This is a genomic window from Allobosea sp. AK1 (assembly GCF_006714945.1).
Lineage (GTDB): Bacteria > Pseudomonadota > Alphaproteobacteria > Rhizobiales > Beijerinckiaceae > Allobosea > Allobosea robiniae.
The window spans coordinates 4312879-4338699 of sequence record NZ_VFMG01000001.1 but is presented as its reverse complement, the minus strand read 5'-3'; the positions used below and the strand labels follow the sequence as shown (position 1 = coordinate 4338699).

The following is a 25821-nucleotide window of genomic DNA, read 5'->3' as shown; positions in this document are numbered from 1 at the left end:
CACCCGGTCGCGTCATGGGGCCATGACGCGACCGGAGAATCGGGCAGGCCCGCGCGCGGCGTCTGCCGCCATCGATGGCCTCGCCACGGTGCTCGGCCGCAGCCGATCCCGGAAGCAGCGGCGCCTTCCTGGATCGCATCCGCCGCCAGGCGGCACCGGATTGCATCTATCCGATCCACAGGCCGGAAGCCCGTTGGCGGCCGCGGTGAAGAAAGCCGGCTGAAGTGACTGGACAGGCCGGGCGCCTGCCTCTATATCGCCCCCACCAACACGGACGGCCCCGCGCCGCTCCCGGTTCGCCCAGGTAGCTCAGTTGGTAGAGCATGCGACTGAAAATCGCAGTGTCGGCGGTTCGACTCCGTCCCTGGGCACCATTCTTCCGCTATGCGGTCGGCTCCACAAAGACATCGGCGGCTTGAAACAGTTCGCGTGACGCGTCACCGCGCGTCTTGGCTGCCCCCTGGCTCGCGCTGCGTGATGAGTCGGGCGCTGCGGTGTCCGCTGACATAGATCCACAGCCAGTTGAGCGCGACGGCGAGCCGGTTGCGCAGGCCGATCAGGAAGAAGATGTGGGCGATGCCCCAGATCCACCAGGCCAGGCGCCCGCGCAGCTTGATCCAGCCGAAATCGACGATGGCCGCCCGCTTGCCGATCGTTGCGAGATTGCCCGCGTTCCTGTAGCCGAAGGGAGGCGGAGCCGGCTTGCCCCGCAGCCGCGCCTTGATCAGGCCAGCGACATAACGCCCCTGCTGCTTGGCGGCCGGAGCGATGCCGGGCACGGGCTTGCCGTCGGCGCCCGCAACGAAGGCGGTATCGCCGATCACGAAGATGTCGGGCTCACCGGGAGCCGAGAGATCGGGCTCGACACGGACTCGGCCCGCCCGATCGGCCGCCGCTCCCAGCCATTCCGCCGCCGGCGAGGCTGCGACGCCGGCAGCCCAGAGAATGGTCCGGGCCGGTAGAAACGCCCCGTCGAGCATGATGCCGTCAGCGCGGCATTCGGAGACCGGCTGGCCGAGCCTGACCTCGACCCCGAGGCCGTTCAGCGCCCGTTCGGCATAGGCGGAAAGATCTTCCGTAAAACCTGCCAGGATGCGCGGACCGGCTTCGACCAGAATCACACGGGCGCTGCGCGTGTCGAAATTGCGGAAATCACCGCGCAATGTGTCATGCGCCAGCTCGGCGATGGTTCCGGCGAGTTCGACGCCAGTCGGTCCCGCCCCGATGATCACGAAGGTCAGCCATTCCGCCCTCCGCTCCGGGGCCGTTTCCCATTCCGCCTGCTCGAAGGCCGAGAGGATGCGCCGCCGGATGCGCGTCGCATCCTCCAGCGTCTTCACGCCCGGCGCATAGGGCTCCCATTCGTCATGGCCGAAATAGGAATGGCGCGCGCCGGTCGCGAGGATCAGCGTATCGAAGGCGATCGGCGGCTCGCCCTCCAGCAGCACTTGCTTGTTGTCTTTGTCGACGCCCATGACCGTGCCGAGCAAGGTCGTGACGTTCTTGTGGCCGCGCAGCAGGAAGCGGATCGGCCAGGCGATCTCCGAGGTCGGCAGCGAAGCGGTCGCGACCTGATAGAGCAGCGGCTGGAACAGATGATGGTTGCGCTGGTCGATCAGCGTGATCCTGACCGGCCCGTCCGCGAGGTTGCGCGCCGCTTCCAGCCCGCCGAAACCGGCGCCGACAATAACGATGTGAGGTTCAGGGCCGCTGCTCATCTGTCGAACCACTCCGGAGCCAGATGGGTAAGGCTACCATCGTGGCGCAGGATGGCGACACCCATGAGGCGCGGCGGGAGAACTCAGTCCTCGCGCTCGCGCTGCGGCGGCGCGCCCTCTTCCGCCTCGTCGACCGGCTCGCCGGGGATCACATAGCTGCCCTTGAGCCAGCGGCCGAGATCGATATCGGCGCAGCGCGCCGAACAGAACGGCTTGAAGCGTGCGACCGCCGGCTTGCCGCAGATCGGACAGGGCTTCGCGGCCGGCGGGGCGTTTTCGGTGTCAGTCATATTTGAGCGTGATTCCTCCATCGACGACGAGCTCTATGCCGGTGACGTAGCGCGCCTCGTCGCTGGCGAGGAAGAGCGCGGCATTGGCCACGTCCCAGGCCTCGCCCATGTGCCCCATCGGGACCTGCGCGGCGCGGGCGGCCCACATCGCATCGACATCGCCCTTGCCGTAGACGGCGGCAAGGCCGGCGGAATGCTCGACCATCGGCGTCTTCATCAGGCCGGGCAGGATCGCGTTCACGCGAATCTTCTGCGGAGCGTATTGCGCCGCCGTCGTGCGGGTGAGCTGGTTCAGCGCCGCCTTGGTCGCGGAATAGCTGGCATAAGGGACGCCAGTGTGGCGGATCGAGGCGATCGACGAGATGTTGATGATCGAACCGCCCTCGCCCGTCTCCTCGAACTGGCGCTGCATCACCGGGATGACGTGCTTCATCGCCAGGAACGGGCCGGTGAGGTTCACCCTGAAGACGCGCTCCCAGACCTCCTCCGCGAGATCGACCACGCTGCCGACCTCGGCGATGCCGACATTGTTGTCGAGGATGTCGATGCGGCCATAGCGGCCGAGCGCATGGGCGACGAGATCGGCGACCTGCTCGGCTTTGGTCACGTCCGCCTGCATGGCGAATGCCTCGCCGCCCTCGTTGCGGATGATGCCGGCCGTCTCCTCGGCCGCGTCGCGGTTGATATCGGCGCAGACGACCTTCGCGCCCTCACGGGCGAAGATCGTCGCCGTCGCCTTGCCGTTGCCCCAGCCCGGCCCGATCGAACCCGCCCCGGCCACGATCGCGACCTTGCCGCTCAGACGTCCCGTCATCTCCGCTTCCCCCTTGTCGGCGCGTTCAGCGCGTCGCGTTTCCCGGCCGCAGGATCGGTCGTGAAAAGCGATCAGGCAACCCGCATCGGCGCCGTATCAGGCTGCGTTCATCCAGCCGAAGCGGATGGGGAAGCCCTCGCCACCGAGGAGATTGACCGTCTCGTAGAGCGGCAGCCCGACGACGCCGGTATAGGAGCCGACGAGCTTGACAACGAAGGAGCCGGCGATGCCCTGCACGGCATAGCCGCCGGCCTTGCCGCGCCATTCGCCGGAGGCGAGGTAGGTCTCGATATCCTCGCTGGAGAGCCGCTTGAAGCGCAGCCGCGTCTCGACGATGCGATCCCGGACCGTGCCCGAAGGCGTCACCAGCGCGACGCCGGTATAGACGCGATGCGCCCGCCCGGAGAGCAGGCGCAGGCAGGCCGCCGCCTCGTCGACGATCTCGGCCTTGGGCAGGATGCGCCGCCCGACCGCCACGACCGTGTCGGCAGCGAGGATATAGCAGCCTTCGAGATCGGCGCGGGCCTTCGCGCCCTCGCGTGCGGCCTGCGCCTTCTCGCGCGCCAGCCGGCGGGCGAGATCGCGCGGGCGCTCGCCCTTCAGCGGGGTCTCGTCGAGATCGGCGGGGAGCAGCGCATCCGGCTTCAGCCCGGCCTGTTCCAGCAGCGCGAGGCGGCGTGGCGACGCCGACGCGAGAACCAGCATCGGCCGCCAGCCGGAATGTTTGGGAGTAGAGAAAAGGCTCAACAGGCTGCTCGACAGGAATCCGGGCCGCAGGGTTTCGGCGCGGATCAAGCCTTAGAGCATTTCGGCAGGGCGATAAATCCATCCACGACGGTATCGGCCGGAACATCGCCTTCCGGGTTTCGGACGGAGCACTCCGGTTCCATGCGGTCACGGTCGACGGCTCTGGTATACTAGGCATTGCCAAGCCGGGCCTTTGACGGCAGACTCCCTTCCCCTCGGCGTTACGTCTCCTGGTTTCGTCGGCTTACCGGAGTCCTAACCATGCCGAGATCGCGCAAATCGACGGGCTCCGCCCTTGCGACCGGGGCGGAGGCGCAGGTTCTTGCGGCGCGCCTGATGTCGATGCAGGCCGACGCCGGCCTGACCATCGCCATGCGGATGCCGTTGCTGATGAAAGGCGCCTTCGGCGACAGCCGTGGTCAGCGCGAGGCCACCAAGGCCGTGATGGAGAAGGCCTCGGCCGTGTTCGAGAGCAGCCTTGCCGCCATGCAGGCGACGACCGCGTTCTGGTGGGGCCTTGCCCTCCACCCGCCCGGCCAGTTCGATCTGGCCACGGCGGCGGTCAAGGTTGCCGACAGCACGCTGGAGCCTTTCGCACGACGCACCCGCGCCAACGCCGCCCGGCTCAGCGGATATCATCGCTAAACCGACCTGTATTCAGACGGTCAGGCCTGGCTATCGGAGGCGGTTTCCGCGACCGGCGCCGGCAGGGCATGCGCGCGCTCCAGCTTGCGGTAACGCACCACGCTGACCGGAATCAGCGCGAGATAGGCGACGACGACGACCGTCAGGACCTCGAAGGTGTAGGCGAAGAGCAGGCCTGCGACGATCACGACCGCGACGAAGATCGGCAGCACCTGGGTGCGTGGCACACGCGTGCCGAGCGTCTTGCCGGCATAGCAGGGAATCCGCGAGATCGTCAGGAAGGCGATGAACAGGATGTAGATGCCGACGAAGAGCGCGCCATATTCCTGCACGGGCACACCGATGATGTGCAGATAGACCGGCAGCATCGCCGTGATCGCGCCGGCAGGGGCCGGCATGCCGACGAAGAAATCCTTCTGCCAGTCCGGGCGATCGGGATCGTCGATCATCACGTTGAAGCGCGCCAGCCTGAGCGCCATGGCGCAGGCCAGCGTCAGCACGATGATCCAGCCGAAGGATTTCAGGTCGTGCAGGACGAAGATCCACAGGACATAGCCGGTGGCGACGCCGAAATTGACGAAATCGGAGAGCGAATCGAGCTCGGCGCCAAAGCGCGAAGTGCCCTTGAGCAGGCGCGCCAGGCGACCGTCTATGCCGTCCAGCGCCGCTGCGATCAGGATGCAGATCGTCGCCGTCTCCAGCTTGCCCTCGACGATGAGGCGCATCGCGGTCAGGCCCAGGCAGAGCGCCAGCAGCGTGATGACGTTCGGCGCCAGCAGCCGGAAGGGAATCGGCTTGAAGCGGGCGCGCTTGGACTCGACGCGCTCGGGCTCGAAGGGAGGAAACAGGTCGCTCATGTCAGCCGGAATACGCGGTTTTGGGAGCGCAGGCTAGGCTCAGCCAAGCGTCATCCCGCACGCGCTGCGGCGCGAAGTGCCGCTGCGCAGATGCGGGACCGTCCTCAGGAGAGTGAGTTCTTCCCGGCAGCGTTCAGGTGGGGGCGTCCCTTTTCGGGGGACGGTCCTGTATCTGCGCAGCGGCATTCGCAGCCGCAGCGCGCACGGGATGACACTGCCCTTCGGTCGCGCCCTCAGATGTCGCGGAAGCTGCGCGTGACCAGCTCGTTGCCGCTCATGTCAGCGAGCACGGTCTCGCCGGCGATCGCGGTCTGGCCCTCGCCGACCAGCGGCACGACGTGGGTCGGCAGGTAGACGTCGACGCGCGAGCCGAAGCGGATCAGGCCGAAGCGCTCGCCGGTCCCCAGCACATCGCCTTCCTTGACGAAGGGCACGATGCGACGGGCGATCAGCCCGGCGATCTGGACGACGCCGACGATACCGGATGTGGTCTCGATCGCCAGCGCATTGCGCTCGTTGTCGTCGCTCGCCTTGTCGAGCTCGGCATTGAGGAAGAGGCCGGGGGTATAGGCGATCTTGGCGATGCGGCCGGGCACCGGTGCCCGGTTCACGTGGCAATCGAAGACGTTCATGAAGATCGAAATGCGCGTCATCGGCTCGGCCGGCAGTTCGAGCTCCGGCGGCGGCAGGGCCTGCGCGATCTGGCTGATGCGGCCGTCGGCCGGCGAGATCACCAGTCCTTCGCGTTGTGGCGTGACCCGGACGGGATCGCGGAAGAAGTAGCAGATCCAGATCGTGACGATCGCGCCGATCCAGCCGAAGGGCGACCAGAGATTGGCGAGGATGATCGTCGCCACCAGGCCAATCGCGATGAAGACATAACCCTCCTTGTGGATGGGCACGATCACCTTGCGGACGGAATCGACGAGGGACATGAGGGAGTTCCGTTGGGCTGCCGGCGCCGGGCGCACGGGAATGGCATGGCCGCCGCCGGGGGCCGGCAGCAAGCGTTGCGCTGATTTAGGAGGTTCCGCCGCGAAGGGAAAGCCCCCGGCCGGCGTCGATGAACGGCGCGCGATGTCGCGGCCGCGCCGGTCAAGCCGCCCGGTGCGGGACCTGAACGAAGCGCACCGCCACCTTCCAGGTCAGCAGCGCGAAGATGACGAGGACGATCCCCTGGGCAATGGCAAAAGGCGGCTCGGATTGCGTCGGCGCCAGGGCATGCAGGGCCGGGACCTTTCCGAAGAGCTGCGCGATCAGCACGAAGATCAGCAGATAGAAGGAGAGCACGGCCATGATCGCATAGATGCGGCGCCAGCCGCCTTCCAGCCGCCGCCCATAGAGCGCGTAGCCCGCGATCGCGACCAGCACGATATGGATCGCCCCGACAATGTGGGAGGGCAACACGCCATTGAACGGAAAGCCGAAGCCGGTCGCGCTGGTGGCGAAGGCTGTGGAGAGGAAGACTCCCGTCCAGCCCGGCCGCGTGTGTCCATGGAGCAGCCCGGCCGTCACCGGGAATCCGGCGACGATGGCGACCAGGCTCAGCCAGGTGTGGAAACCCACGAATGTGGTCGGATCGAACATGGCAGCCCCCAGCTTCACCCTGCCGGGGCAGCATGCAGGAAAGGGGCCGCGCTTGCGAGCGGTTTCAAACTGGCCAAGCACGTCATTCTCGGGCGGAACGAAGCGCAGACCCGAGAATCTCTGGCAGAACGAAGTGCTGGAGCCTCCTCCGGCAAGAGATGCTCGGGTCAAGCCCGAGCATGACGCGCATTTTACGACAGCGTAACCCTGACGCTCTCGCCCTCGGCTTCGGTGGCGCGCTGGAGGGTCGCCTTGGCCTCGTCGACCTCGCGCTGGCGGTTCCACATCGCAGCATAGACGCCGCCGGCCGCAAGCAGGTCGCGGTGATGGCCGCGCTCGACGATCTGGCCCTTGTCGAGCACGATGATCTCGTCGGCATTGACCACCGTGGACAGGCGATGGGCGATGACCAGCGTGGTGCGGCCTTCGCTGACCCGGTCGAGCGCATCCTGGATCTCCTTCTCGGTGAAGGAATCGAGCGCAGAGGTCGCCTCGTCGAGGACGAGCACCGGCGGCCCCTTCAGGATGGTGCGGGCGATGGCGACGCGCTGCTTCTCGCCACCGGAGAGCTTCAGCCCGCGCTCGCCGACCGAGGTGGCGTAGCCTTCCGGCAGCGTGCGGATGAAGCGGTCGATCTGGGCGAGGCGCGCGGCCTCCGCAACCTCCTCCATCGATGCCTCGGGGCGGCCATAGAGGATGTTGTACTCGATCGTGTCGTTGAACAGCACCGTATCCTGCGGGACCATGCCGATCGCGGCCCTGAGCGAGACCTGCTGGACATCGGCGATCGGCTGGCCGTCGATCAGGATGCGGCCCTTCTGCGGTTCGTAGAAGCGGAAGAGCAGGCGCGAGATCGTCGATTTGCCGGCGCCGGACGGGCCGACGATGGCGATCGTCTGCCCCGGCAGGACCTTGAACGAGACGCCGCGCAGGATCGGCCGCTCCGGCACATAGGCGAAATGCACGTCCTCGAAGGCGACCTCTCCCGCCGGGACCGCAAGCGGCAGGGCGCCAGGCTTGTCCTGGATCTCGGGGTCGCGGCCGATCAGAGAGAACATCTGGGCAATGTCGAGCGTCGCCTGCTTGATCTCGCGATAGACGGTGCCCATGAAATTCAGGGGGATGTAGAGCTGGATCAGCATGGCGTTGATCAGGATGAGGTCGCCGACCGTGTTGGTGCCCGCCTGGAAGCCGCGCACCGCCATCACCATCGACAGCGTCAGCCCCACCGCGAAGATCGCGGCCTGGCCGAAATTCAGCCAGGCGAGCGAGGTGTAGGACTTGATCGAGTTGCGCTCGTAGCGCGCCATCGACTGGTCGTAGCGCGCGGTCTCGCGGGCCTCGGCGCCGAAATACTTCACCGTCTCGTAGTTGAGCAGCGAGTCGATCGCCTTGGCATTGGCGTCGGTATCCGACTCGTTCATCGCCAAGCGGATGGCGATGCGCCACTCCGTCGCCTTGATGGTGTAGGTCATGTAGGCCGTGACCATCGCGACCAGCACGGCGACATAGCGCCAGTCGAACAGATACAGCAGCACGGCGATGATCAACGAAACCTCGATGATCACCGGCACGAGCTGATTGAGGCCGAGGCGCACCATCTCCTCGATGCCGTTGCGGCCGCGCTCCAGCACGCGGGTGAGCCCACCGGTCTTGCGCTCGAGATGGAAGCGCAGCGAGAGGTGGTGGAGGTGGCCGAAGGTCTGCAAGGCGAGCGTGCGCACCGCATGCATGAAGACCGGGGCGAAGATGGCATCACGCAACTGCACGAAGGCGGCCGCGCCGACACGGGCGAGACCGTAGAGGATCGTCAGCGCCAGCGGCGCGCCGACCAGCCAGGGCAGCCATTTCTCCAGATTCGAATAGGAACCGGCCAATGCATCCGTCACCCATTTGAAGGTGAAGGGCACGCCCATCAGCACGAGCCGGCCGGCCACCATCAGCGCAAAGGCCGCGACGACGCGGCCGCGCAGATCGGCGCGCTCCGCCGGCCACAGATAGGGCCAGAGCGCACGGAAAGTGGCGAAGAAACCGGACCCGGGCTGGATCACGGCAGAGCGATGAAAGCTCGGCGCCGGGGACGGCGCAGACGGCGCGGACATTTTCAAACGATTCCAGTTAGAGCGCCCGTATAGACGCAATCGCGCGCCTTTGCATGGGAATGTCGTTGCGCCGGGGACATGCGGCAGGCTGCCCGAAAGCTGCCTTGCCAGCGCCCCATCACGGGTATCTGATCCCGGCCATGGCGCTCGACGCCCGCCATCAGGGAAGGAAACACCATGAAGGCTCAACAGCTTGTCGCTTCCGGGATCGGCATCGCCGCCGCCCTCTTGCTCGCCCTGCCCGCCACGGCGCAGAATTCCCGGCCACATCCGCAGATCACGATCACCAACCAGCGCGCCGTGCCGCTGAGCACTTTCGCGATCGCCACGCCCGGCGATCAGCCGCGTCTCGTCGCCAAGCTTGCCAAGCCGCTGGCGCCCGGCAAGAGCATCGCGCTCAAGCTCAACAAGCCGCAGGGCTGCTCCTATACGGTGCAGGCGCGGTTCGACGATGAGGCCGAGAGCGACGCCGATATGGACCTGTGCAGGGACCGGGTCATTCGCCTAACGGAGTGAGCGTCTAACCGCCTCCCACACGGTCATCCCGGACAAGCGGCGAAGCCGCGCCGATCCGGGATCCATGCCAGAGCGCTCCCGGCAAAGGTTCAGGAATGGATCCCGGGTCTGCGCTTCGCTTCGCCCGGGATGACCAGCGTTTTCGGCGAGAGGCTCTTCACGCCGTCGCGCCGGCCTTCACCAGCTTGTAGGTGATCGAGTCGACCAGTGCCTGGAACGAAGCGTCGATGATGTTGGCGCTGACGCCGACGGTGGTCCAGCGCTCGCCCGTCTCGTCGCCGGATTCGATCAGCACGCGCGTCACCGCATCCGTGCCGCCCTGGAAGATACGGACCTTGTAGTCCACGAGACGCAAGCCGCCGATCAGCGACTGATAGCGGCCGAGATCCTTGCGCAAGGCGATGTCGAGCGCATTGACCGGGCCGGCATCGCCCTCCGCCGCCGAGATCAGCACCTCGTCGCCGACCTTCACCTTCACGATCGCCTCGGAGAAGGTGACGAGCTCGCCCAGCGCATTGTGGCGGCGCTCGACATTCACGGCGAAACGCTCGACCGCGAAATAATCCGGGACCTCGCCAAGAATGCGCTTCACCAGCAGGAAGAACGAAGCGTCGGCGCCCTCGAAGGCATAGCCCTGCGCCTCCTTGTCCTTGACCTCCTGCAGCACGCGGTTGAGCCGCGGGTCGTCGCGGCCGAGCGTGACGCCGATGCGCTCCAACTCGGCGACGAGGTTCGACTTGCCGCCCTGGTCGGAGATCAGGACCTTGCGGGTATTGCCGGTCGCCTCCGGCGCGACATGCTCGTAGGTGCGCGGGTCCTTCAGCACGGCCGAGGCATGGATGCCGGCCTTGGTGGCGAAGGCGGAGGCGCCGACGAAGGGCGCGTGCCGGTTCGGCGCGCGGTTCAGCATCTCGTCGAGCGCCCGCGAGACATGGGTCAATTCGCCGAGCTGCTCCTCGTCGACACCGAGTTCGAAGCGGCCGCGATAGCGCTCCTTTAGCTTGAGCGCGCCGATCAGGGTGACGAGATTGGCGTTGCCGCAACGCTCGCCGAGGCCGTTGAGCGTGCCCTGGATCTGACGCGCGCCGGCCTCGACCGCCGCCAGCGAGTTGGCCACCGCACAGCCGCAATCGTCATGGGCGTGGATGCCGAGATTGTCGCCGGGAACGACCTTCGCGACTTCGCGCACGATCGCACCGACCTCATCAGGCAATGTGCCGCCATTGGTGTCGCAGAGCACGACCCAGCGGGCGCCGGCCTCATAGGCCGTGCGGGCGCAGGCGAGCGCGTAATCGGGATTGGCCTTGTAGCCATCGAAGAAATGCTCGCAATCGAGCATCACCTCGCGGCCAGCGGCCTTCGCCGCTTCGACGCTCTCGCGGATGCCGGCGAGGTTCTCCTCCAGCGAAATCTCGAGCGCGACATGGACATGATAGTCCCAGGCCTTGGCGACGAAGACGATGGCGTCGGCCTTCGCCGCCAGCAGCGCGGCGATGCCGGGATCGTTGGCGGCCGAGCGCCCTGCCCGCTTGGTCATGCCGAAAGCGGCGAATTTCGCCTGCTTCGTCGCTTTCTGCTCGAAGAAGGCGGTATCCAGCGGATTGGCGCCGGGATAGCCACCTTCGACATAATCGACGCCGAGCCGGTCGAGCAGGGCCGCGACCGCGCGCTTGTCGTCGAGCGAGAAGTCGACTCCCGTGGTCTGGGCGCCGTCGCGCAGCGTCGTGTCGAAGAGATGGACGCGGGCCGCGCTCATCGCTCCCGCCTCAATTTGAAGCGAACGACGCGCGGCACGACCATCGCCAGCATGACCAGCTTGATGGCGAAGGAGAGCGAGCCCGCCGGGCGGATCTTCGGGCTCATCGCTTCACCTCCCAAGTGGTCGTCGGCGCGCCGGTGGCGGGGTCCTTGCCGTCCTTGAGCGCGATGCCCAGCGCGGCGAGCTCGTCGCGGAGGCGATCGGACTCGGCGAAGTTCTTCGCGCGGCGGGCGTCGAGACGGGCCGCGATCAGGCTATTAACTTTGCGATCCAGCTCTCGATCTCGGACGTCCTGCCTAAGTAGCTCGACAGAAGGGCCATCGTGATAGAGGCCCAGCAGCGTCAGAGCCTTCCGCAGTCGAGAGGCAGCGGCCACTTTCGGAGGCCCGTTTTCGCTGCGGACGGCCTTGGCTAAGGCATGAAGCCCTGCGATTGCCGCTGGAGTGTTCAGATCATCGAACAGAGGCCTGATGACTTCTTCGACTTTTTGATCCCCTTCGGGCGCCTCGAAGCACAGCTCGTTCCATTCAAACAGAGCCGAACGCGCCTCGACCAATCGGTCGGCTGTCCAGTCAATTGGTTGACGGTACTGGGTCATCAGCATCGCCAAACGCAGCACGCGGCCATGCCACTTCTGGCCACCGAAAGTCTCCGTCTCCAGCAGTTCGTTGATGGTGACGAAGTTGCCGAGGCTCTTCGACATCTTCTCGCCTTCGACCTGCAGGAAGCCGTTATGCATCCAGATATTGGCCATGCGCGGCTGCCCCTCGCCACCGCCAAAGGCGCAGCAGGACTGGGCGATCTCGTTCTCATGATGCGGGAAGACGAGATCGATGCCGCCGCCATGGATGTCGAAGGCGTTCTTCATCGGATCGTCGCAGGCGAGCCCACCGCCGAAAGGCGTCAGCAGCTTCGCCATCGACATGGCCGAGCATTCGATATGCCAGCCGGGGCGGCCGGGCGTGGCGATGCCGGCCGGCGACGGCCAGCCGGGATCGATGCCGTCACGGCTCGGCTTCCAGAGCACGAAATCCATCGCGTCGCGCTTGTAGGGCGCGACGTCGACGCGGGCGCCGGCCAGCATCTCGTCGAGCGAGCGGCGGGCAAGCGTGCCGTATTTCGGCGCCTTCACGAGATGGGCGACGGCCGGGACGTGGAAGAGCACATGCTCCTCGGCGACATAGGCGACGCCGCGCGCGATCAGGCGCTCGATGATCGCCTTCATCTCCTCGATATGCTCGGTGGCGCGCGGCTCCGTCGTCGGCCGCAGTGTTCCGAGCGCATCGATATCGGCGTGAAACTGCGCCGTCGTCGTTTCGGTGACCTTCGCGATCGCCTCGTTCAGCGGCAGGCCGGGATAGTCACGCGCCGCCCGGGCGTTGATCTTGTCGTCGACGTCCGTGAGGTTGCGGGCATAGGTGACGTGCTCCGCCCCATAGATATGACGCAGAAGCCGGTAAAGCACATCGAAGACGATGACCGGGCGGGCATTGCCGATATGGGCGTAATCATAGACCGTCGGGCCGCAGACATACATGCGGACATTCGACGGATCGATCGGCGCGAAGTCCTGCTTCGTGCGCGTCAGCGTGTTGTAGAGCCTCAGGGTCGGCGACATCGGGGCGAAATCCTGGAACGAAACGAACGGCGAAATACGAAAAAGGGCCTGGCCGCTGGCCGGGGCGCTTTTGTCGGTTCGTTTTCAGGACGAGGACGTGAGCAGCCGGCCAGCGAAAGCTAGCGGCAAATAATGCAGAGGCTGTTGATGGCGGCTCGCGTCATGGGAGGAACTGATTGCCTTTCCGCGGGCTTTCCGTCAAGAGGGCGCCCGATTGCTGCGATGCAGCATCGCCTCGATATTGCCGCAGTTCATTCAAATTTAACCGGGCGGAACCATCCTCCCGATTCGCGGGCTCTCCGTCCGCGATCCATCAGGAACGTCACCTCATGCGCCGCGCCGTGGCCTTTGTCGGATTGCTCGGGGTCGTCGCCGCCGGCATCTCGCTCTCGATCATGCCGAGCAGCCGCTCAGCCGCCGCAAGCGAGCCGCGCACCTTCCTGATCCCGGCCAGCGACGGCTACGGCGTCGCCGACTGCATCTCCTCCAGGGCCGAATGCGGCCAGATCGTCGCGAACGCCTGGTGCGAATCGCAGGGCTTCGGCAAGGCGGTCACCTTCGGCGTCGCCGCCCGCGAGGATTTCACCGGCTCGGTGACGAAGCAGAGCCCGGCGCAACTGGCCGAGCAGCCGCTCAGCATTACCTGCGGCGAATAACTCTCGCTAGATCGCGGCGGCCTGTCGGACGCAGAGTGGCGATCTAACTCTTTAGTCTGCGATCAGATTTATCCGAAAAGTGGAATCCACTTTTCGATCTGATGCCTTCACCGAATCCAGTCCGAGCATTTCGGCGGCTCACCCGAATTACCCCAGGGCATGATCGGCACGGTCGAGGTCGAGTTCTGCGGCGAGCCGTCGATCAGCTTGTCTGTATAGACGAGATAGACCAGCACGTTGCGCTTGGCATCGCAGCCGCGCACGATCTGCATCTTCTTCCAGACCAGCGAACGGCGCTCACGGAAGACGACATCGCCCTGCTCGGCCTTTTCCTTGAACTTGATCGGACCGACCTGACGGCAGGCGAGCGAGACCTCGGAGACCTCCTCGGCAACGCCGAACATGCCGGAGACGCCGCCCTTCTCGGGCACGGTGTAGTGGCAGGCGACGCCTTCGACGATGGGATCGTCGACGCCGTAGACGGCGAGCTTGTCGTTCGGCGTCAGCATCTTCCAGACGGTCGACTTGCGGAAGATCAGGTCTTCCTGCGCCATCGCCGGACCGGCGCAGGCGAGACCGAGGAGGAGCATGGCTGGCAGGCGGCGGGACAGGCTCATCGTGAACTCCGGCAGGTCTCGAACGGGGCAGGCTTCGGGCCGACGCGATATGGTAGCGCTCGCGCCGGAATGCCAGCCTCGCAGCGCGCCGTCACTGCTTGAAGAAGGTGCCGTAACCTTCCAGCGCCTTGACGCGCTCGGCGATCACCGCCGCACGGCAGAGCGGAAAGTGCAGCACCTGCCCTTCCCGCCCCCAATCGTCGCTGCGGTAGAACAGGCAGCTCGTCTCCTTGAAGGCGTTCCAGGCGCGCTGCTCGTCGAGCAGGTTCTTTCGCGTCTCGTCCGGCAGCCCGGCAAAGACCCGCTTCCAGGCTCCGTTGAGTCGCCCGTCCTCGCGCTTCAGCAGGTCAGCGCCGCAGGTGGCCCAGGCCGTATTCGTGCCGTCGGACGCGGCGATGCAGCGGTCATGCTCGGCGTCGGCCGCTGCCGGCCGAGCCAGGCAGAGGCACAGGCCTCCCCAGAGCAGAAGCGCAGGCAGTCGTCGTCTCATCACGCATCTCCCTCGAGCGGCCATCAACCCGCCAGCGGCTTGAAGACGAGATAGGCGGCGGCGAGCGCACCGACGACGCCGAGGGCGAAGAGAACCAGCTTCAGCCGGGTCATGGTGCTGGCGAAGGCGACATTGCCGCCATCGACCTGCGGATAGCGATCGAGCAGCCGCGCCACGGCGAAATTCTCCGCGACATCGCAGAGCCCGCCCAGAAGCCAGCCGCCGCCGCAGAGCGCCGCCACCCACCAGGGCTGCCCGCGCAGGCTGAGGCCGGCGATGATCAGCGCGCCGACGATCGCATAGGTGAAGGCGCAGGCGACATCGGCCGGCAGCACGCGGTTGCGGTAACGCGCGCGCTTGTCCTCGCCATAGAGCGTGAAGAGCTTCTCGACATCGGCGACGCTGTAGCCGTCCCAGTCGCTTTCCAGCATGCGCGGCACGCCCTGACGGTTCGACCAGACGCCGACCGCCCAGAACAGCACCACCACCAGGACCGGCCCCCAGACGAAGAAGGCCAGCGGGATGGCGGTCGAATAGAACGGCACGGTCTCGGTCATGGCGTCTCGGCTCTCGCGTCTGGGATCGGCGCTGCGGTCGCAACGTTATCCGGCCGCCCGGCTGCCGCCAAGCCGTGGCAGCCGGGAACTCGATCAACCGTGGGGCAGGATTTCCTGCTCGATCGCACCGAAGATCGAATGGCCGGAAGCGTCCTTCATCTCAATGCGGACCGTATCGCCGAACCGCAGGAAGGGCGTTTTCGCCTCGCCCTGCCGGATCGTCTCGACCATGCGCTGCTCGGCGATGCAGGCATAACCCTGCCCGCCTTCCGCGACCGGCCGGCCGGGCCCGCCATCGGCGTCGCGATTGGAGACCGTGCCGGCGCCGATGATCGTGCCGGCCGAGAGGCGGCGCGTCGCGGCGGCATGGGCGATCAGCGTGCCGAAATCGAAGGTCATGTCGGCGCCGGCATCGGGCTTGCCGAAGAGCGTGCCGTTGACCAGTGCGAGCAGCGGCAGATGCAGCCGGCCCTCACGCCAGGCCTCGCCCAGCTCGTCCGGCGTCACCGTGACCGGAGAATAGGCCGAGGACGGCTTCGACTGAACGAAGCCGAAGCCTTTCGCCAATTCGCCGGGAATTCGATTCCGCAGGCTCACGTCGTTGACGAGCATGACGAGGCGGATCGACCCGAGCGCTTCCTCGCGGGTCGCGCCCATCGGCACGTCGCCGGTGACGACCGCGATCTCGGCCTCGAAATCGATGCCGTCCTCCTCGCTGCGGGCCTGCACGGCCTGGCGCGGGCCGAGCGAGGCGTCGCTGCCGCCCTGGTACATCAGCGGATCGGTCCAGAAGCTCTCCGGCATCGTGGCACCGCGCGCCTTCCGGACGAGATCGACATGGTTCACATAGGCCGAGCCGTCGAGCCATTGATAAGCGCGCGGCAGGGGCGCGGCGCAGTCATGCTCGTGGAAGCGGAAGGACGGCACGGAGCCGTGCTCGAGCCCCTCGGCGAGATCGGCAAGGCGCGGGGCGTGGCAGCCCCAGTCGTCAAGCGCCGCCTGCAGCGTCGGCACGACCGGAAAGGCATCGGTGGCGCGGGTCAGATCCCTGGAGACGACGACGAGACGGCCGTCACGGCCATGCGCGAGCGAGGCAAGCTTCATGTCTTTTCATTCCTTCCCGGACGCGCCAATAAAGGCATAACCAGCCTTCGGGAGGAAACCATATGGAACGTCGCAGCTTTTTGAAATCGGGGGCACTGGCCGCCGCCGCGACGACGGTCGCGATGCCGGCGATCGCGCAGTCGCAGCCCGAGGTGAAATGGCGGCTGACGTCGAGCTTCCCGAAATCGCTCGACACGATCTTCGGCACGGCCCAGCAGTTCTCGAGGCTCGTCTCCGAGGCGACGGACGGCAAGTTCGAGATCCAGGTCTTCGCGCCCGGCGAGATCGTGCCCGGCCTGCAGGCACTCGACGCGGTCTCGTCCGGCACGGTCGAATGCGCGCATTCGCCGACCTATTTCTACATCGGCAAGGACCCCACGCTGGGCCTCGGCACCGGCATCCCCTTCGGCCTCAACGCCCGCCAGCAGCATAGCTGGTGGTTCTTCGGCGGCGGCGAGCAGATCGTGAACGGCGTGCTCGACCGCTTCAACGCCTATGCGATCCCCTGCGGCAATTCCGGCTGCCAGATGGGCGGCTTCTTCCGCAACGAATTGAAGAGCATCGACGATCTCAAGGGCCTGAAGTTCCGCATCGGCGGCATGGGCGGGGCGGTTCTCGCCAAGCTCGGCGTGGTGCCGACCCAGATCGCGCCCGGTGACGTCTATCCGGCGCTGGAGCGCGGCGCGATCGATGCGGCCGAGTTCGTCGGCCCCTATGACGACGAGAAGCTCGGCTTCATCCGCGTCGCCAAATACTACTATTATCCCGGCTGGTGGGAGGGCGGCGCGATGCTGCACCTGATCATCGGCAAGGACGCCTGGGCCAAACTGCCGAAGCACTATCAGGCGATCGTCCAGAACGCCTGCGAGGCGGCCAATAACTGGATGCTGGCCAAATACGACTTCGTGAATCCGGGCGGCCTGCGCCGGCTGGTGGCGCAGGGCGCGCAACTCAAGGCTTTCCCGCTGCCGGTGATGGAAGCGGCGCTGAAGGCGGCCGAGGAATACTATGCCGAGACCAGCGCCAAGAGCCCGGACTTCAAGAAGGGCTACGATTCGATGGTCGCCTTCCGCGGCGAGAACCTGCTCTGGTGGCAGATCGCGGAACTGTCCTACGACTCGTTCATGAACCGGCTGAAGGCACGCTGAGGCGCGAGCGGTCATCATCATGACGAAGAAGCCAGCCGCTGATACGGAAGATCAGGCGCTCCATCTGGAGCGCTTCCTGCCCTATCGCCTCAACGTCGTCGGCACGCTCGGCGGACGCGCGCTCGGGCGCATCTATGGCGAACGCTTCGGCATCGGCATCCCGGAATGGCGGGTGGTCGCGCAGCTCGGCGAGTTCGGCAAGCTGACCTCGCGCGACATCGGCGAGCTCGCCCAGATGCACAAGACCAAGGTCTCGCGCGCCGTGGGCGAGCTGGAGAAGCGCGGGCTGGTCTCGCGCGCCGAGAACCGGCAGGACCGGCGCGAATCCTTCGTCGCGCTGACGCCGGCGGGCAAGCGCATCTACGACCAGATCGTGCCGCTGGCGCTGGGTTTCGAAGCCCGCTGGATCGACGGCATCGCGCCCGACGAGCTCAAGGTGTTCGAGCGCGTGCTCTCGACGCTGACGGAGCGCGGCCGGCATCTGGCCGGGAATTATCGCGAAGAAGACGGGGCTTAAGCGCCCCGCCGCTTAGAAATATTGCGCCAGATTGCGCCGGATGCGCTGCGCCGGATCCTCGCCCTTCGGCGGATAGGCGAAAGCCGTGCCCGTGATCGCCTCATAGGCCCGGACATAGACCGCCGACGTCTGGTCGATCAGCTCCTGCGGGATCGGCGGCAGGTCCTGCGTATAGGGATCGCAGCGCGCCACGACCCAGTTGCGCACGAAATCCTTGTCGAAGGATTCGGGCTTGCCGCCGGTAGCGAAGCGCTCGGGATAAGTTTCCGCGAACCAGTAGCGGCTGGAATCCGGCGTATGGATCTCGTCGGCCAGCACGATGCGGCCCTCGGCATCGGTGCCGAACTCGTATTTGGTGTCAGCGAGGATCAGCCCGCGCTCGCGGGCGAGCTTCTGGCCGCGGGCGAAGAGCGCCAGCGCATAGGCCGAAACCTCGTCCCATTGCTTCTGCGTCAGCAAACCCTCGCCGACGATCTGCGCGGCCGAGAGCGGCTCGTCATGGCCGCCGTCAAAAGCCTTGCTGGTTGGGGTGATGATCGCCTGCGGCAGCGCCTCGTTGTCGCGCAGGCCCTCCGGCAGCGTCATGCCGTACATCTCGCGCCGACCCTGCTTGTACATGGTCAGGATCGAGGTGCCGGTCGTGCCGGCGAGATAACCGCGCACCACCATCTCGACGGGCAGGATCTCCAGCCGCCGGCCGACCACCACGTTCGGGTCCGGGTATTCCAGCACATGGTTGGGGCAGATATCGGCGGTCTGCTCGAACCAGTAGCGCGCGGTCTGCGTCAGCACCTGGCCCTTCAGCGGAATCGCGGCGATCGCCCGGTCGAAGGCGGAGAGCCGGTCGGTCGAGATCAGGATGCGGCGGTTGTCGGGCAGGTCGTAATTCTCGCGGACCTTGCCGCGATAATAGTTCGGCAGCTCCGGGATGACGGCTTCGTGAAGAGGCAGATAATCGGACATGGGCGGGGCTTGCCTCATTGGCGCTGCACGGAAGGCCGGCGCGGCCTTGCCGCTGCCACAGGTCTTCTAGCGAAAGCGAAAGTTTTCCACCACCGGCGCGGCCGAGGCGTCCCCGGATTGCTGCGACTGCCTGAATGTGGCATGCGAGGCCCTCGCGATGGAGCGTCCCCGCGGCCTATCAGGCGAGGCTCCGCTCCATAGTTCCGTCGTGTTTGGCGGGTGTTCTAGACCAAAGCTCCCGAACAGGGCCGGCCCGCCGGCTCGACCATGGATGACGTGACCCGACCCGCGATGATGCTGCGACTTTCCAGACGCTTCGGCATGGCCCTTCTGATGCTGGCGGCCCTCGGTGGCACCGCTGTGGCGCAGTCGGCGTCCTGCAACGCCTGGCGCGCCGAGCTGGAAAGCCTGCAGGGCCGCAGCGGCGGCGATCCGCGCGCGGCGCAGGCCGCGCGGCGCGTTGGCGCCCAGCTCGCGCAACTGAGCAACCAGTATCGCTCCATGGGCTGCGACCGCGGCTTCAGCTTTTTCGACTCGCCGCCGCCGCAATGCAATTTCATCCGCCAGCAGCTCGGCCAGTTGCAGAACCAGTACGGTGCGCTGCAGAGCCAGGCGGAGGGTGGAGGCATCGAACAACGCCGCGCCCAGCTCGCGTCGGCCATCAACAACAACTGCCGGGCGCAGCCGCGCGGCTTCTTCGACACGATCTTCGGGCGTGACCCCGGCCCCGGCGAAATCGATTCGACCCTGCCGGAACTCGATCCCGAGCAGCCGACCGAGCCGGCCAAGCCGCGCCTGGGCGGCCCGCAGACCGTCTGCGTGCGGACCTGCGACGGCTTCTTCTTCCCGCTCTCGAACAATACCGGCAATGGCGACGAGATGTGCCAGGCGCTCTGCCCGGGCACCGAGACGCTGGCCTATGGCATGAGCACCGGCGGCGACATCCAGAACGCTGCCTCGCGCGCGACCGGCCAGCCCTATTCCTCGCTGGCCAATGCCGGCAAATATACCCGCAGCTTCGATGCCGCCTGCACCTGCCGCGGGCAGGGACAGAGCTGGTCGGCCGCCCTCAAGGATGCCGAATACCTGCTCGACAAGCGCAAGGGCGACGTCATCGTCAGCGAGCAGCGCGCCGCCGAACTGTCGCGTCCGAAGCCCGATCCCAAGCGCAAGGGAGCAGCCGCCCAGGCGGTGGCGCCGGTGCCGGCGCCCGTTCCGGAGGTCCCGGACGAGAAGCCGATGCCATCCGAGGATTCGCCGACATCCGGCACCGAATCGGCTGGCGTCGGCCCCGATGCGGTGGGTGAGAAGGTGCTCGACAAGAAGGACGGGCTGAAGAGCGAATCGCGCAGCACGACCGGCGAGCGCCGCGCGGTGCGGATTGTCGCGCCCAATCTCGCGCCCAACCTGAGCCCGCAGGTCGCGCGGCCCTGAAGGCGAAAAGTTCCATGCCAGCGACGCATGGAAGACCACCCCGGAACGGCACGCCGGCTGCTGGACGCATAGCCGAAACCGCCGCATAACAGGGCCATCTAAGCCGCCTCCGGGAGGCCGCCAGACCCGTCCCGTGGCTCTCGCGCCGCGCGCCCGCCTCTGACGCTCCCCAGCTCAGAAGGCCGCCATGTCCGAGACGACTGCGACACCTCCCGCCCATCCCATCGAATTCGGCGATGCCAAACGCCGCCTCAAGGCGATCTTCATCGGCTCGGTCGGCAATCTCGTCGAGTGGTACGATTTCTACGCCTATACGGCCTTCGCGCTTTATTTCGCGCCGGCGTTCTTTCCCTCGCATGATCCGGTGGTGCAACAGCTCAACGCCGCGACCTTGTTCGCGGCGGGCTTCATCGTACGGCCGATCGGCGGCTGGCTTTTCGGCCATCTCGCCGATCGCTATGGCCGGTGGCTCTCGCTGATGGTGTCAGTGCTGATGATGTGTTTCGGCTCACTGATCATCGCCTTCACCCCGACCTATGCGACGATCGGCTTCGCGGCACCGGCCTTGCTGGCGCTGGCGCGCATTATCGAAGGCCTGAGCCTCGGCGGCGAATACGGGGCGAGCGCGACCTATCTCACCGAAATCGCCGATCCCGAGCATCGCGGCTTCTATTCGAGCTTCCAGTACGTGACGCTGATCGGCGGCCAGCTCACCGCGATCCTGGTGCTGCTGCTGCTCCAGAACGTCTTCCTGACGCATGAGCAGCTCGTCGACTGGGGCTGGCGCATCCCCTTCGTCATCGGCGCGATTCTCGCCGTCACCGCGATGTTCATGCGCCGGCATATGCACGAGACCGAATCCTTCGAGGCCGCCAAGGCGACGATGAAGAAGGAAAGCTCGCTCAAGGGCCTGCTCAAATACCCGCGCGAGGTGGCGATCGTGGTCGGCCTGACGGCCGGCGGCACCGCCGCCTTCTACACCTTCACCACCTATATGCAGACCTTCGTCAAGCAGACGGTCGGCCTCTCCGACATCACCACGACCTATGTCATCGCGGGCTCGCTGATCTTCGCGGCGGTGCTGCAACCGATCTATGGCGCGATCTCCGACCGTATCGGCCGCAAACCACTGCTGATCTTCTTCGGGCTCGCCGGCACGCTATTGACCGTGCCGATCCTGACCACGCTGGCGGGAACCAAATCGGCCTTCGTCGCCTTCCTGCTGCTCTGCGGCGCCTGGCTGTTCACGGCGGGCTACACCTCGATCAATGCCGTGGTGAAGGCGGAGCTGTTCCCGACCGCGATCCGCGCCACCGGCGTTGCCGTGCCCTATGCCGTGACGGTCTCGATCTTCGGCGGCACGGCGCCTGCCATCGCCCTGTTCTTCAAGCAGCAGGGCCATGAGCAGTGGTTCTACTACTACCTCGCCGGCATCATCTTCCTGTCATTCCTGGTCTATTCGACCATGCGCGACACCAAGCACGCTTCGGCGATGGAGCGGCACGAGTGAGAGGCGGACTCTTGGGCGGTCAAATGGAGCGAAGGTGTTTTGTCTGCAATCATGTCTTTCTGAACGACAGGCCCGTTTGCCATGTCGTTTTCTTCGATGACGGAGAAATCCAGATCGACTGCGGGCAGGATGATCACGGTGAGGGCGATGAATTCCCCACGAGCTTTCGTTCCGTAGGCCTCAACCACATAACGGCTCGCGATAAAACAGTGGCTGTGCTTCTCGACCACGAAGCACCGAATACCAGTTTCGGGAGAGATAGCGTCGCTCATCAATGGAGCCGCTACACCATTCGCTGAGCGACTCCTGTCCGGAAAGTTGATCAGCTCGTTGCGCCAGCAAGACGCTTCAGCGCCTTCTCCCGCCCGATCAGCGGCAGCAGCGCGGCGAGCTCCGGCCCGTGGTCGAGCCCGGTCAGCGCCTGGCGCAGCGGCATGAACAGCGCCTTGCCCTTGGCGCCCGTCGCGGCCGCGACAGCTTGCGTCCAGCTCTTCCAGGTCGTCGCGTCGAAGGGCTCGGCCGGCAGCAGCTCAGCCGCCGTCGCGGCGAAGCCGGCGTCGGCGATCACCGGTGCGACCGGTCCCTGCACGACCCGCCACCACTGGGCGGCCTCGTCCAGCTTCGCGAGGTTGCCACGCACGGCCTGCCAGAACGCCTCGTCGACCGGGAGGCCGAGCGCAGCCAACCGCTCCGATACCGCGGCCAGCGGCAACTGATGCAGCGTGCGGGCGCTCAGCGTCTCCAGCTCGTGCTCGTCGAACTTGGCCGGCGCGCGCGAGACATGGGCGAGTTCGACAAGGCCTGCGAGCTCGTCGAGGCTCGCGACCGGGCGCACCGCATCGGAGGTGCCGACCAGCGTCGCGAGCGCCGCCACGGCCAGTGCCTCGACGCCCGTCTCACGCAGTCCGCGCAGCGAGAGATGTCCGAGGCGCTTCGACAGGCCCTCGCCGCTCGTGGTGGTCAGCAGGTTGTGATGGCCGAAGACGGGCAGGCTCGCGCCGAGTGCCTCGAAGATCTGGGCCTGGACCGCGGTGTTGGTGACGTGGTCCTCGCCGCGGATGACATGGGTCACGCCGGTCTCGATGTCGTCGACGACAGAGGGCAGCGTGTAGAGATAGCTGCCGTCCTCGCGGACCAGAACCGGGTCCGAGAGCGAGGCGCAATCGACATGCGAGGCGCCGCGGACCAGATCGTCCCAGGCGACCTCGCGGGCCTCCAGCAGGAAGCGCCAATGAGGTTTACGTCCTTCCGCCGCGAAGGCCGCCTTCTGCTCGTCGGTAAGCTTCAGCGCGGCGCGGTCGTAGATCGGCGGCAGGCCGCGGGCGAGCTGGCGCTTGCGGCGCCGGTCGAGTTCGTCTGCCGTCTCGTAGCAGGGGTAGAGCCGCCCTGCCCCGCGCAGGCGCTCGGCTGCGGCGTCATAGATCGCCAGCCGCTCTGACTGGCGGATCACCTGATCGGGCACGATGCCGAGCCAGCCCAGGTCCTCGGCGATGGCCTCGGCATATTCCGCCTTCGAGCGGGCGATGTCGGTATCGTCGTAGCGCAGCAGGAAGCGGCCGCCATGCCGGCGGGCGAACAGCCAGTTGAACAACGCCGGCCGGGCATTGCCGATATGAAGGTAGCCGGTGGGCGACGGCGCGAAGCGAACCAGAGGCCGAATTGCAGCAGACAGTGTCATGGCCCGGCTTATGGCGCGTTTGCCGGCACGCGACAATCGCGTCGTTGACCGAAGTTCCCCACCGTTAACCCGACATTAGGGTTACCGAGGCATGAATCATCCTCGGAGCAGGGTGAAACGGGTGGAACCGGACCGCTGCTCGGGGAGATCAGGATGCGCATCCGTTCCATCGCGCCAAGCTTCGGGCTCATCGCCCTCGCCGCCACGACACTTACCGCCCCCGCGCTGGCCGCCGATTATCCGGTGCTGCGCGGCTCGCAGATCGAGGACGCGCCACCGGCTCCTACATTCTCCGGCGGATCCTACAATTGGTCGGGTTTCTATCTCGGTGGCTTCGGTGGCCTCTCGCAAACACGTTTTCGCACCGACAAGGGCGTTCTCGACATCGCCAGAGGCGCCTATAACGGCACCACTGTCCTGAACGAGCTCGATCCAGGACAGCTCGTCCTCACCTCGCCCCGCAGCGATCGTGGCACAAGCTTCGGCGTGTTCGCCGGGTACAACATGGCTTTCGGCGATGCGGTCATCGGCTTCGAGGCGGAGTACTCCCGCATCGACCAGTCCACATCCGCATCCACGCTGGAAGCGCGCCTGCTGGGCTCTGGTGCAATGGCGATTGCCTCCGTCCAGAATGCGCGATTGAACGACTACGTCAACGCCCGTATCCGCCTCGGCTATGCCTACGGCATGTGGATGCCGTACTTCACGGCCGGCGCCGCCGCCGGCCGCTTCGACACCAACGTCGCCGTCGCTGCCGGTTGGGCAAACGCCAACGGAAACAATTACTTCGGCTGGCCGCGCATTCTTGGCGGGGCGAAGAAGGACGTCTGGGGCTACGGCTATTCGGTGGGCGGTGGTTTGGAAGCCGCCCTCACCGACAACTTTGTGGTCCGCGGCGAGTATCTGTTCAGCAGCTTCAACGACGTCGAAGGCGTGACGGTCAACGTCAATACCGCCCGTGTCGGCGCCGCCCTTAAATTCTGAGCGACCATCGACAGACTGCAAAAAAAGGCCGGGGCGAAAGCCCCGGCCTTTTCTTTTTTCGTCCGCTGGCGAAACGCCTTACTCGGCCGCCTCGACCTCGGGCCGCGCCCGGCCGGCGCGCTGGCGCTTGACCAGCTCGGCGACGATGAAGGCGAGCTCCAGCGCCTGCTCCGCATTGAGGCGCGGATCGCAGAACGTGTGGTAGCGGTCGTTGAGGTCCGCATCGGTCATGCCGCGGGCACCGCCGGTGCATTCGGTGACGTTCTTGCCGGTCATTTCCAGATGCAGGCCGCCGGCATGGGTGCCTTCGGCCTCATGGACGGCGAAGAAGTTCCTCACCTCGCCCAGGATCAGGTCGAAGGGCCGGGTCTTGTAGCCGCTCGCGGCCTTGACCGTGTTGCCGTGCATCGGGTCGCAGGACCAGACGACGTTGCGGCCTTCGCGCTTCGTCGCCCGCACCAGCGCCGGCAGATGGTCGAAGACCTTGTCGGCGCCGAAGCGCGCGATCAGCGTCAGCCGCCCCGCCTGGTTCTGCGGATCGAGCACGTCGATCAGCTTGAGCAGGCCATCGACCGTGGTCGAGGGGCCGCATTTCAGGCCGATCGGGTTCTTGATGCCGCGGAAGAACTCGACATGGGCGTGATCGATCTGACGCGTGCGGTCGCCGATCCAGACCATGTGGCCGGAGGTGGCGTACCATTCGCCGGTCGTCGAATCCGTGCGCGTCATCGCCTGCTCGTAGCCGAGCAGCAGCGCCTCGTGGCTGGTGTAGAAGTCGGTCGTGCGCATCTCCGGATGGGTCTCCGGATCGATGCCGATGGCGCGCATGAAGTCCAGCGCCTCGGTGATGCGCTCGGCCACCTCCTGATAGCGATGCGACTGCGGGCTATCCTTGACGAAGCCGAGCATCCAGCGATGCGCGTTGTCGAGATTGGCATAGCCGCCGGTCGCGAAGGCGCGGATCAGGTTCAGCGTCGCCGCCGACTGACGATAGCCCTCGAGCTGGCGACGCGGATCGGGGATGCGCGCCTCGGCCGTGAACTCGTTGTCGTTGACGATGTCGCCCTTGTAGCTCGGCAGCTCGACGCCGCCGATCGTCTCGGTCGGGGCCGAGCGCGGCTTGGCGAACTGGCCGGCGATGCGGCCGACCTTCACCACCGGCGAGCCGCCGGCAAAGGTCAGGACGACCGCCATCTGCAGGAACAGCCGGAAGAAGTCGCGGATGTTGTCGGCCGAATGCTCGGCGAAGCTCTCGGCGCAATCGCCCCCCTGCAGTAGGAAGGCCTCACCGGCGGCGACCTTGCTCAACGCCCGTTTGAGCTTGCGCGCCTCGCCTGCAAAAACGAGCGGCGGAAAGCCGGCGAGCTGCTGCTCGACCGCCTTCAAGGCTGCCTGGTCCGGATATTCCGGAATCTGCTGGACGGGCTTGGCCCTCCAGCTCTCTGGCGTCCACCGCTCGGACATGGGACTACGTGCTCCTGACTGTGAGATCGCGCAACGTTAACCTCTT

26 protein-coding genes and 1 tRNA gene are annotated in these 25821 nt (G+C 66.2%); 9 read left to right on the top strand and 18 right to left on the bottom strand.

The features are described from left to right. Positions 1-298 precede the first annotated feature (298 nt). Positions 299-374, top strand: a tRNA-Phe gene (locus tag FHT98_RS20885). Positions 375-437: 63 nt separating this feature from the next. Here FHT98_RS20885 and FHT98_RS20880 read toward each other — a convergent pair. From FHT98_RS20880 to FHT98_RS20865, 4 genes are all read right to left on the bottom strand, one after another. Then, on the bottom strand, positions 438-1718 hold the full coding sequence (locus FHT98_RS20880; protein ID WP_142115169.1) for an NAD(P)/FAD-dependent oxidoreductase: 1281 nt from the start codon (positions 1716-1718) through the stop codon (positions 438-440). 83 nt (positions 1719-1801) lie between these two features. After that, positions 1802-2008 carry a DNA gyrase inhibitor YacG gene (yacG, locus tag FHT98_RS20875; protein ID WP_142115168.1) on the bottom strand — a complete coding sequence of 69 codons (207 nt, stop codon included), beginning with the start codon at positions 2006-2008 and terminating at the stop codon, positions 1802-1804. Continuing rightward, entirely contained in the window at positions 2001-2822 is an 822-nt protein-coding gene (locus FHT98_RS20870; RefSeq protein ID WP_142115167.1) for an SDR family NAD(P)-dependent oxidoreductase, read from the bottom strand. The genes yacG and FHT98_RS20870 overlap by 8 nt, the downstream gene beginning before the upstream one ends. A 96-nt stretch (positions 2823-2918) precedes the next feature. Continuing rightward, complete coding sequence (locus tag FHT98_RS20865; protein ID WP_061965502.1) at positions 2919-3527, bottom strand: Maf-like protein; 609 nt, start codon at positions 3525-3527, stop codon at positions 2919-2921. Between the two features lie 303 nt (positions 3528-3830). Here FHT98_RS20865 and FHT98_RS20860 point away from each other — a divergent pair, with 303 nt between their 5' ends. Next, the gene (locus FHT98_RS20860) at positions 3831-4214 is read left to right on the top strand and encodes a hypothetical protein (RefSeq protein WP_142115166.1); all 384 of its coding nucleotides are present in this window, start codon (positions 3831-3833) and stop codon (positions 4212-4214) included. 20 nt (positions 4215-4234) lie between these two features. Here FHT98_RS20860 and FHT98_RS20855 read toward each other — a convergent pair whose 3' ends face one another. The 4 genes from FHT98_RS20855 to FHT98_RS20840 form a co-directional block, all read right to left on the bottom strand. After that, positions 4235-5071: a CDP-alcohol phosphatidyltransferase family protein gene (locus FHT98_RS20855; protein WP_061964250.1), complete on the bottom strand. Its 837-nt coding sequence runs from the start codon at positions 5069-5071 to the stop codon at positions 4235-4237. A 233-nt stretch (positions 5072-5304) separates the two neighbouring features. Then, positions 5305-6042 carry a phosphatidylserine decarboxylase gene (locus tag FHT98_RS20850; RefSeq protein WP_282568668.1) on the bottom strand — a complete coding sequence of 246 codons (738 nt, stop codon included), beginning with the start codon at positions 6040-6042 and terminating at the stop codon, positions 5305-5307. 124 nt (positions 6043-6166) lie between these two features. Further along, a complete protein-coding gene (locus tag FHT98_RS20845; RefSeq protein WP_142115165.1) occupies positions 6167-6658 on the bottom strand; it encodes a hypothetical protein in 492 nt (163 codons plus the stop codon). A gap of 191 nt (positions 6659-6849) precedes the next feature. Beyond that, positions 6850-8760: an ABCB family ABC transporter ATP-binding protein/permease gene (locus FHT98_RS20840; protein ID WP_142115164.1), complete on the bottom strand. Its 1911-nt coding sequence runs from the start codon at positions 8758-8760 to the stop codon at positions 6850-6852. A gap of 177 nt (positions 8761-8937) precedes the next feature. Between FHT98_RS20840 and FHT98_RS20835 the strand changes: the two genes are divergently transcribed. Then, positions 8938-9276, top strand: a complete 339-nt coding sequence (locus tag FHT98_RS20835; RefSeq protein WP_061964256.1) for a hypothetical protein — start codon at positions 8938-8940, stop codon at positions 9274-9276. Positions 9277-9433: 157 nt separating this feature from the next. Here FHT98_RS20835 and cimA read toward each other — a convergent pair whose 3' ends face one another. Beyond that, the gene (gene cimA, locus FHT98_RS20830; protein ID WP_142115163.1) at positions 9434-11032 is read right to left on the bottom strand and encodes a citramalate synthase; all 1599 of its coding nucleotides are present in this window, start codon (positions 11030-11032) and stop codon (positions 9434-9436) included. A 103-nt stretch (positions 11033-11135) separates the two neighbouring features. Next, entirely contained in the window at positions 11136-12653 is a 1518-nt protein-coding gene (gene cysS, locus FHT98_RS20825; RefSeq protein WP_142115162.1) for a cysteine--tRNA ligase, read from the bottom strand. A gap of 329 nt (positions 12654-12982) precedes the next feature. On the opposite strand from cysS, the gene FHT98_RS20820 reads away from it, so the two are divergent. Continuing rightward, positions 12983-13309, top strand: coding sequence for a hypothetical protein (locus tag FHT98_RS20820; protein WP_061964262.1), 327 nt, complete (start codon positions 12983-12985; stop codon positions 13307-13309). A 107-nt stretch (positions 13310-13416) separates the two neighbouring features. Here the strand turns inward: FHT98_RS20820 and FHT98_RS20815 are convergent, their stop codons facing one another. The 4 genes from FHT98_RS20815 to FHT98_RS20800 all read right to left on the bottom strand — a co-directional run bounded on the left by FHT98_RS20815 (position 13417) and on the right by FHT98_RS20800 (position 16077). Next, positions 13417-13926: a CreA family protein gene (locus FHT98_RS20815; RefSeq protein ID WP_091855652.1), complete on the bottom strand. Its 510-nt coding sequence runs from the start codon at positions 13924-13926 to the stop codon at positions 13417-13419. 91 nt (positions 13927-14017) lie between these two features. Further along, the gene (locus FHT98_RS20810; RefSeq protein ID WP_113586083.1) at positions 14018-14416 is read right to left on the bottom strand and encodes a lysozyme inhibitor LprI family protein; all 399 of its coding nucleotides are present in this window, start codon (positions 14414-14416) and stop codon (positions 14018-14020) included. A gap of 23 nt (positions 14417-14439) precedes the next feature. Beyond that, a complete protein-coding gene (locus FHT98_RS20805) occupies positions 14440-14973 on the bottom strand; it encodes a hypothetical protein (RefSeq protein ID WP_142115161.1) in 534 nt (177 codons plus the stop codon). A 93-nt stretch (positions 14974-15066) separates the two neighbouring features. Continuing rightward, entirely contained in the window at positions 15067-16077 is a 1011-nt protein-coding gene (locus tag FHT98_RS20800) for a fumarylacetoacetate hydrolase family protein (RefSeq protein ID WP_142115160.1), read from the bottom strand. 62 nt (positions 16078-16139) lie between these two features. On the opposite strand from FHT98_RS20800, the gene FHT98_RS20795 reads away from it, so the two are divergent. Further along, positions 16140-17225 carry a TRAP transporter substrate-binding protein gene (locus tag FHT98_RS20795; protein WP_142115159.1) on the top strand — a complete coding sequence of 362 codons (1086 nt, stop codon included), beginning with the start codon at positions 16140-16142 and terminating at the stop codon, positions 17223-17225. 19 nt (positions 17226-17244) lie between these two features. Beyond that, positions 17245-17742 (top strand): MarR family winged helix-turn-helix transcriptional regulator, encoded by a 498-nt coding sequence (locus tag FHT98_RS20790; protein WP_142115158.1) that lies wholly within the window; start codon positions 17245-17247, stop codon positions 17740-17742. 12 nt (positions 17743-17754) lie between these two features. On the opposite strand, the gene FHT98_RS20785 is transcribed toward FHT98_RS20790, so the two are convergent. Continuing rightward, on the bottom strand, positions 17755-18705 hold the full coding sequence (locus FHT98_RS20785) for a phosphoribosylaminoimidazolesuccinocarboxamide synthase (RefSeq protein ID WP_142115157.1): 951 nt from the start codon (positions 18703-18705) through the stop codon (positions 17755-17757). Positions 18706-19026: 321 nt separating this feature from the next. On the opposite strand from FHT98_RS20785, the gene FHT98_RS20780 reads away from it, so the two are divergent. Both FHT98_RS20780 and FHT98_RS20775 read left to right on the top strand, forming a co-directional pair. Then, on the top strand, positions 19027-20139 hold the full coding sequence (locus FHT98_RS20780; RefSeq protein WP_210244394.1) for a DUF2865 domain-containing protein: 1113 nt from the start codon (positions 19027-19029) through the stop codon (positions 20137-20139). A 187-nt stretch (positions 20140-20326) separates the two neighbouring features. After that, positions 20327-21649: an MFS transporter gene (locus FHT98_RS20775; RefSeq protein WP_142115155.1), complete on the top strand. Its 1323-nt coding sequence runs from the start codon at positions 20327-20329 to the stop codon at positions 21647-21649. On the opposite strand, the gene FHT98_RS20770 is transcribed toward FHT98_RS20775, so the two are convergent. Together FHT98_RS20770 and gltX are read right to left on the bottom strand one after the other, a co-directional pair. Continuing rightward, positions 21595-21921, bottom strand: coding sequence for a hypothetical protein (locus FHT98_RS20770; RefSeq protein ID WP_113586078.1), 327 nt, complete (start codon positions 21919-21921; stop codon positions 21595-21597). The genes FHT98_RS20775 and FHT98_RS20770 overlap by 55 nt on opposite strands. Before the next feature lie 50 nt (positions 21922-21971). Beyond that, positions 21972-23327, bottom strand: a complete 1356-nt coding sequence (gene gltX, locus FHT98_RS20765; RefSeq protein WP_142115154.1) for a glutamate--tRNA ligase — start codon at positions 23325-23327, stop codon at positions 21972-21974. A 153-nt stretch (positions 23328-23480) separates the two neighbouring features. Between gltX and FHT98_RS20760 the strand changes: the two genes are divergently transcribed. Then, positions 23481-24311 (top strand): outer membrane protein, encoded by an 831-nt coding sequence (locus FHT98_RS20760; RefSeq protein WP_061964284.1) that lies wholly within the window; start codon positions 23481-23483, stop codon positions 24309-24311. A gap of 78 nt (positions 24312-24389) precedes the next feature. Here FHT98_RS20760 and FHT98_RS20755 read toward each other — a convergent pair whose 3' ends face one another. Beyond that, a complete protein-coding gene (locus tag FHT98_RS20755; RefSeq protein ID WP_061964286.1) occupies positions 24390-25775 on the bottom strand; it encodes a class II 3-deoxy-7-phosphoheptulonate synthase in 1386 nt (461 codons plus the stop codon). Positions 25776-25821 lie beyond the last annotated feature (46 nt).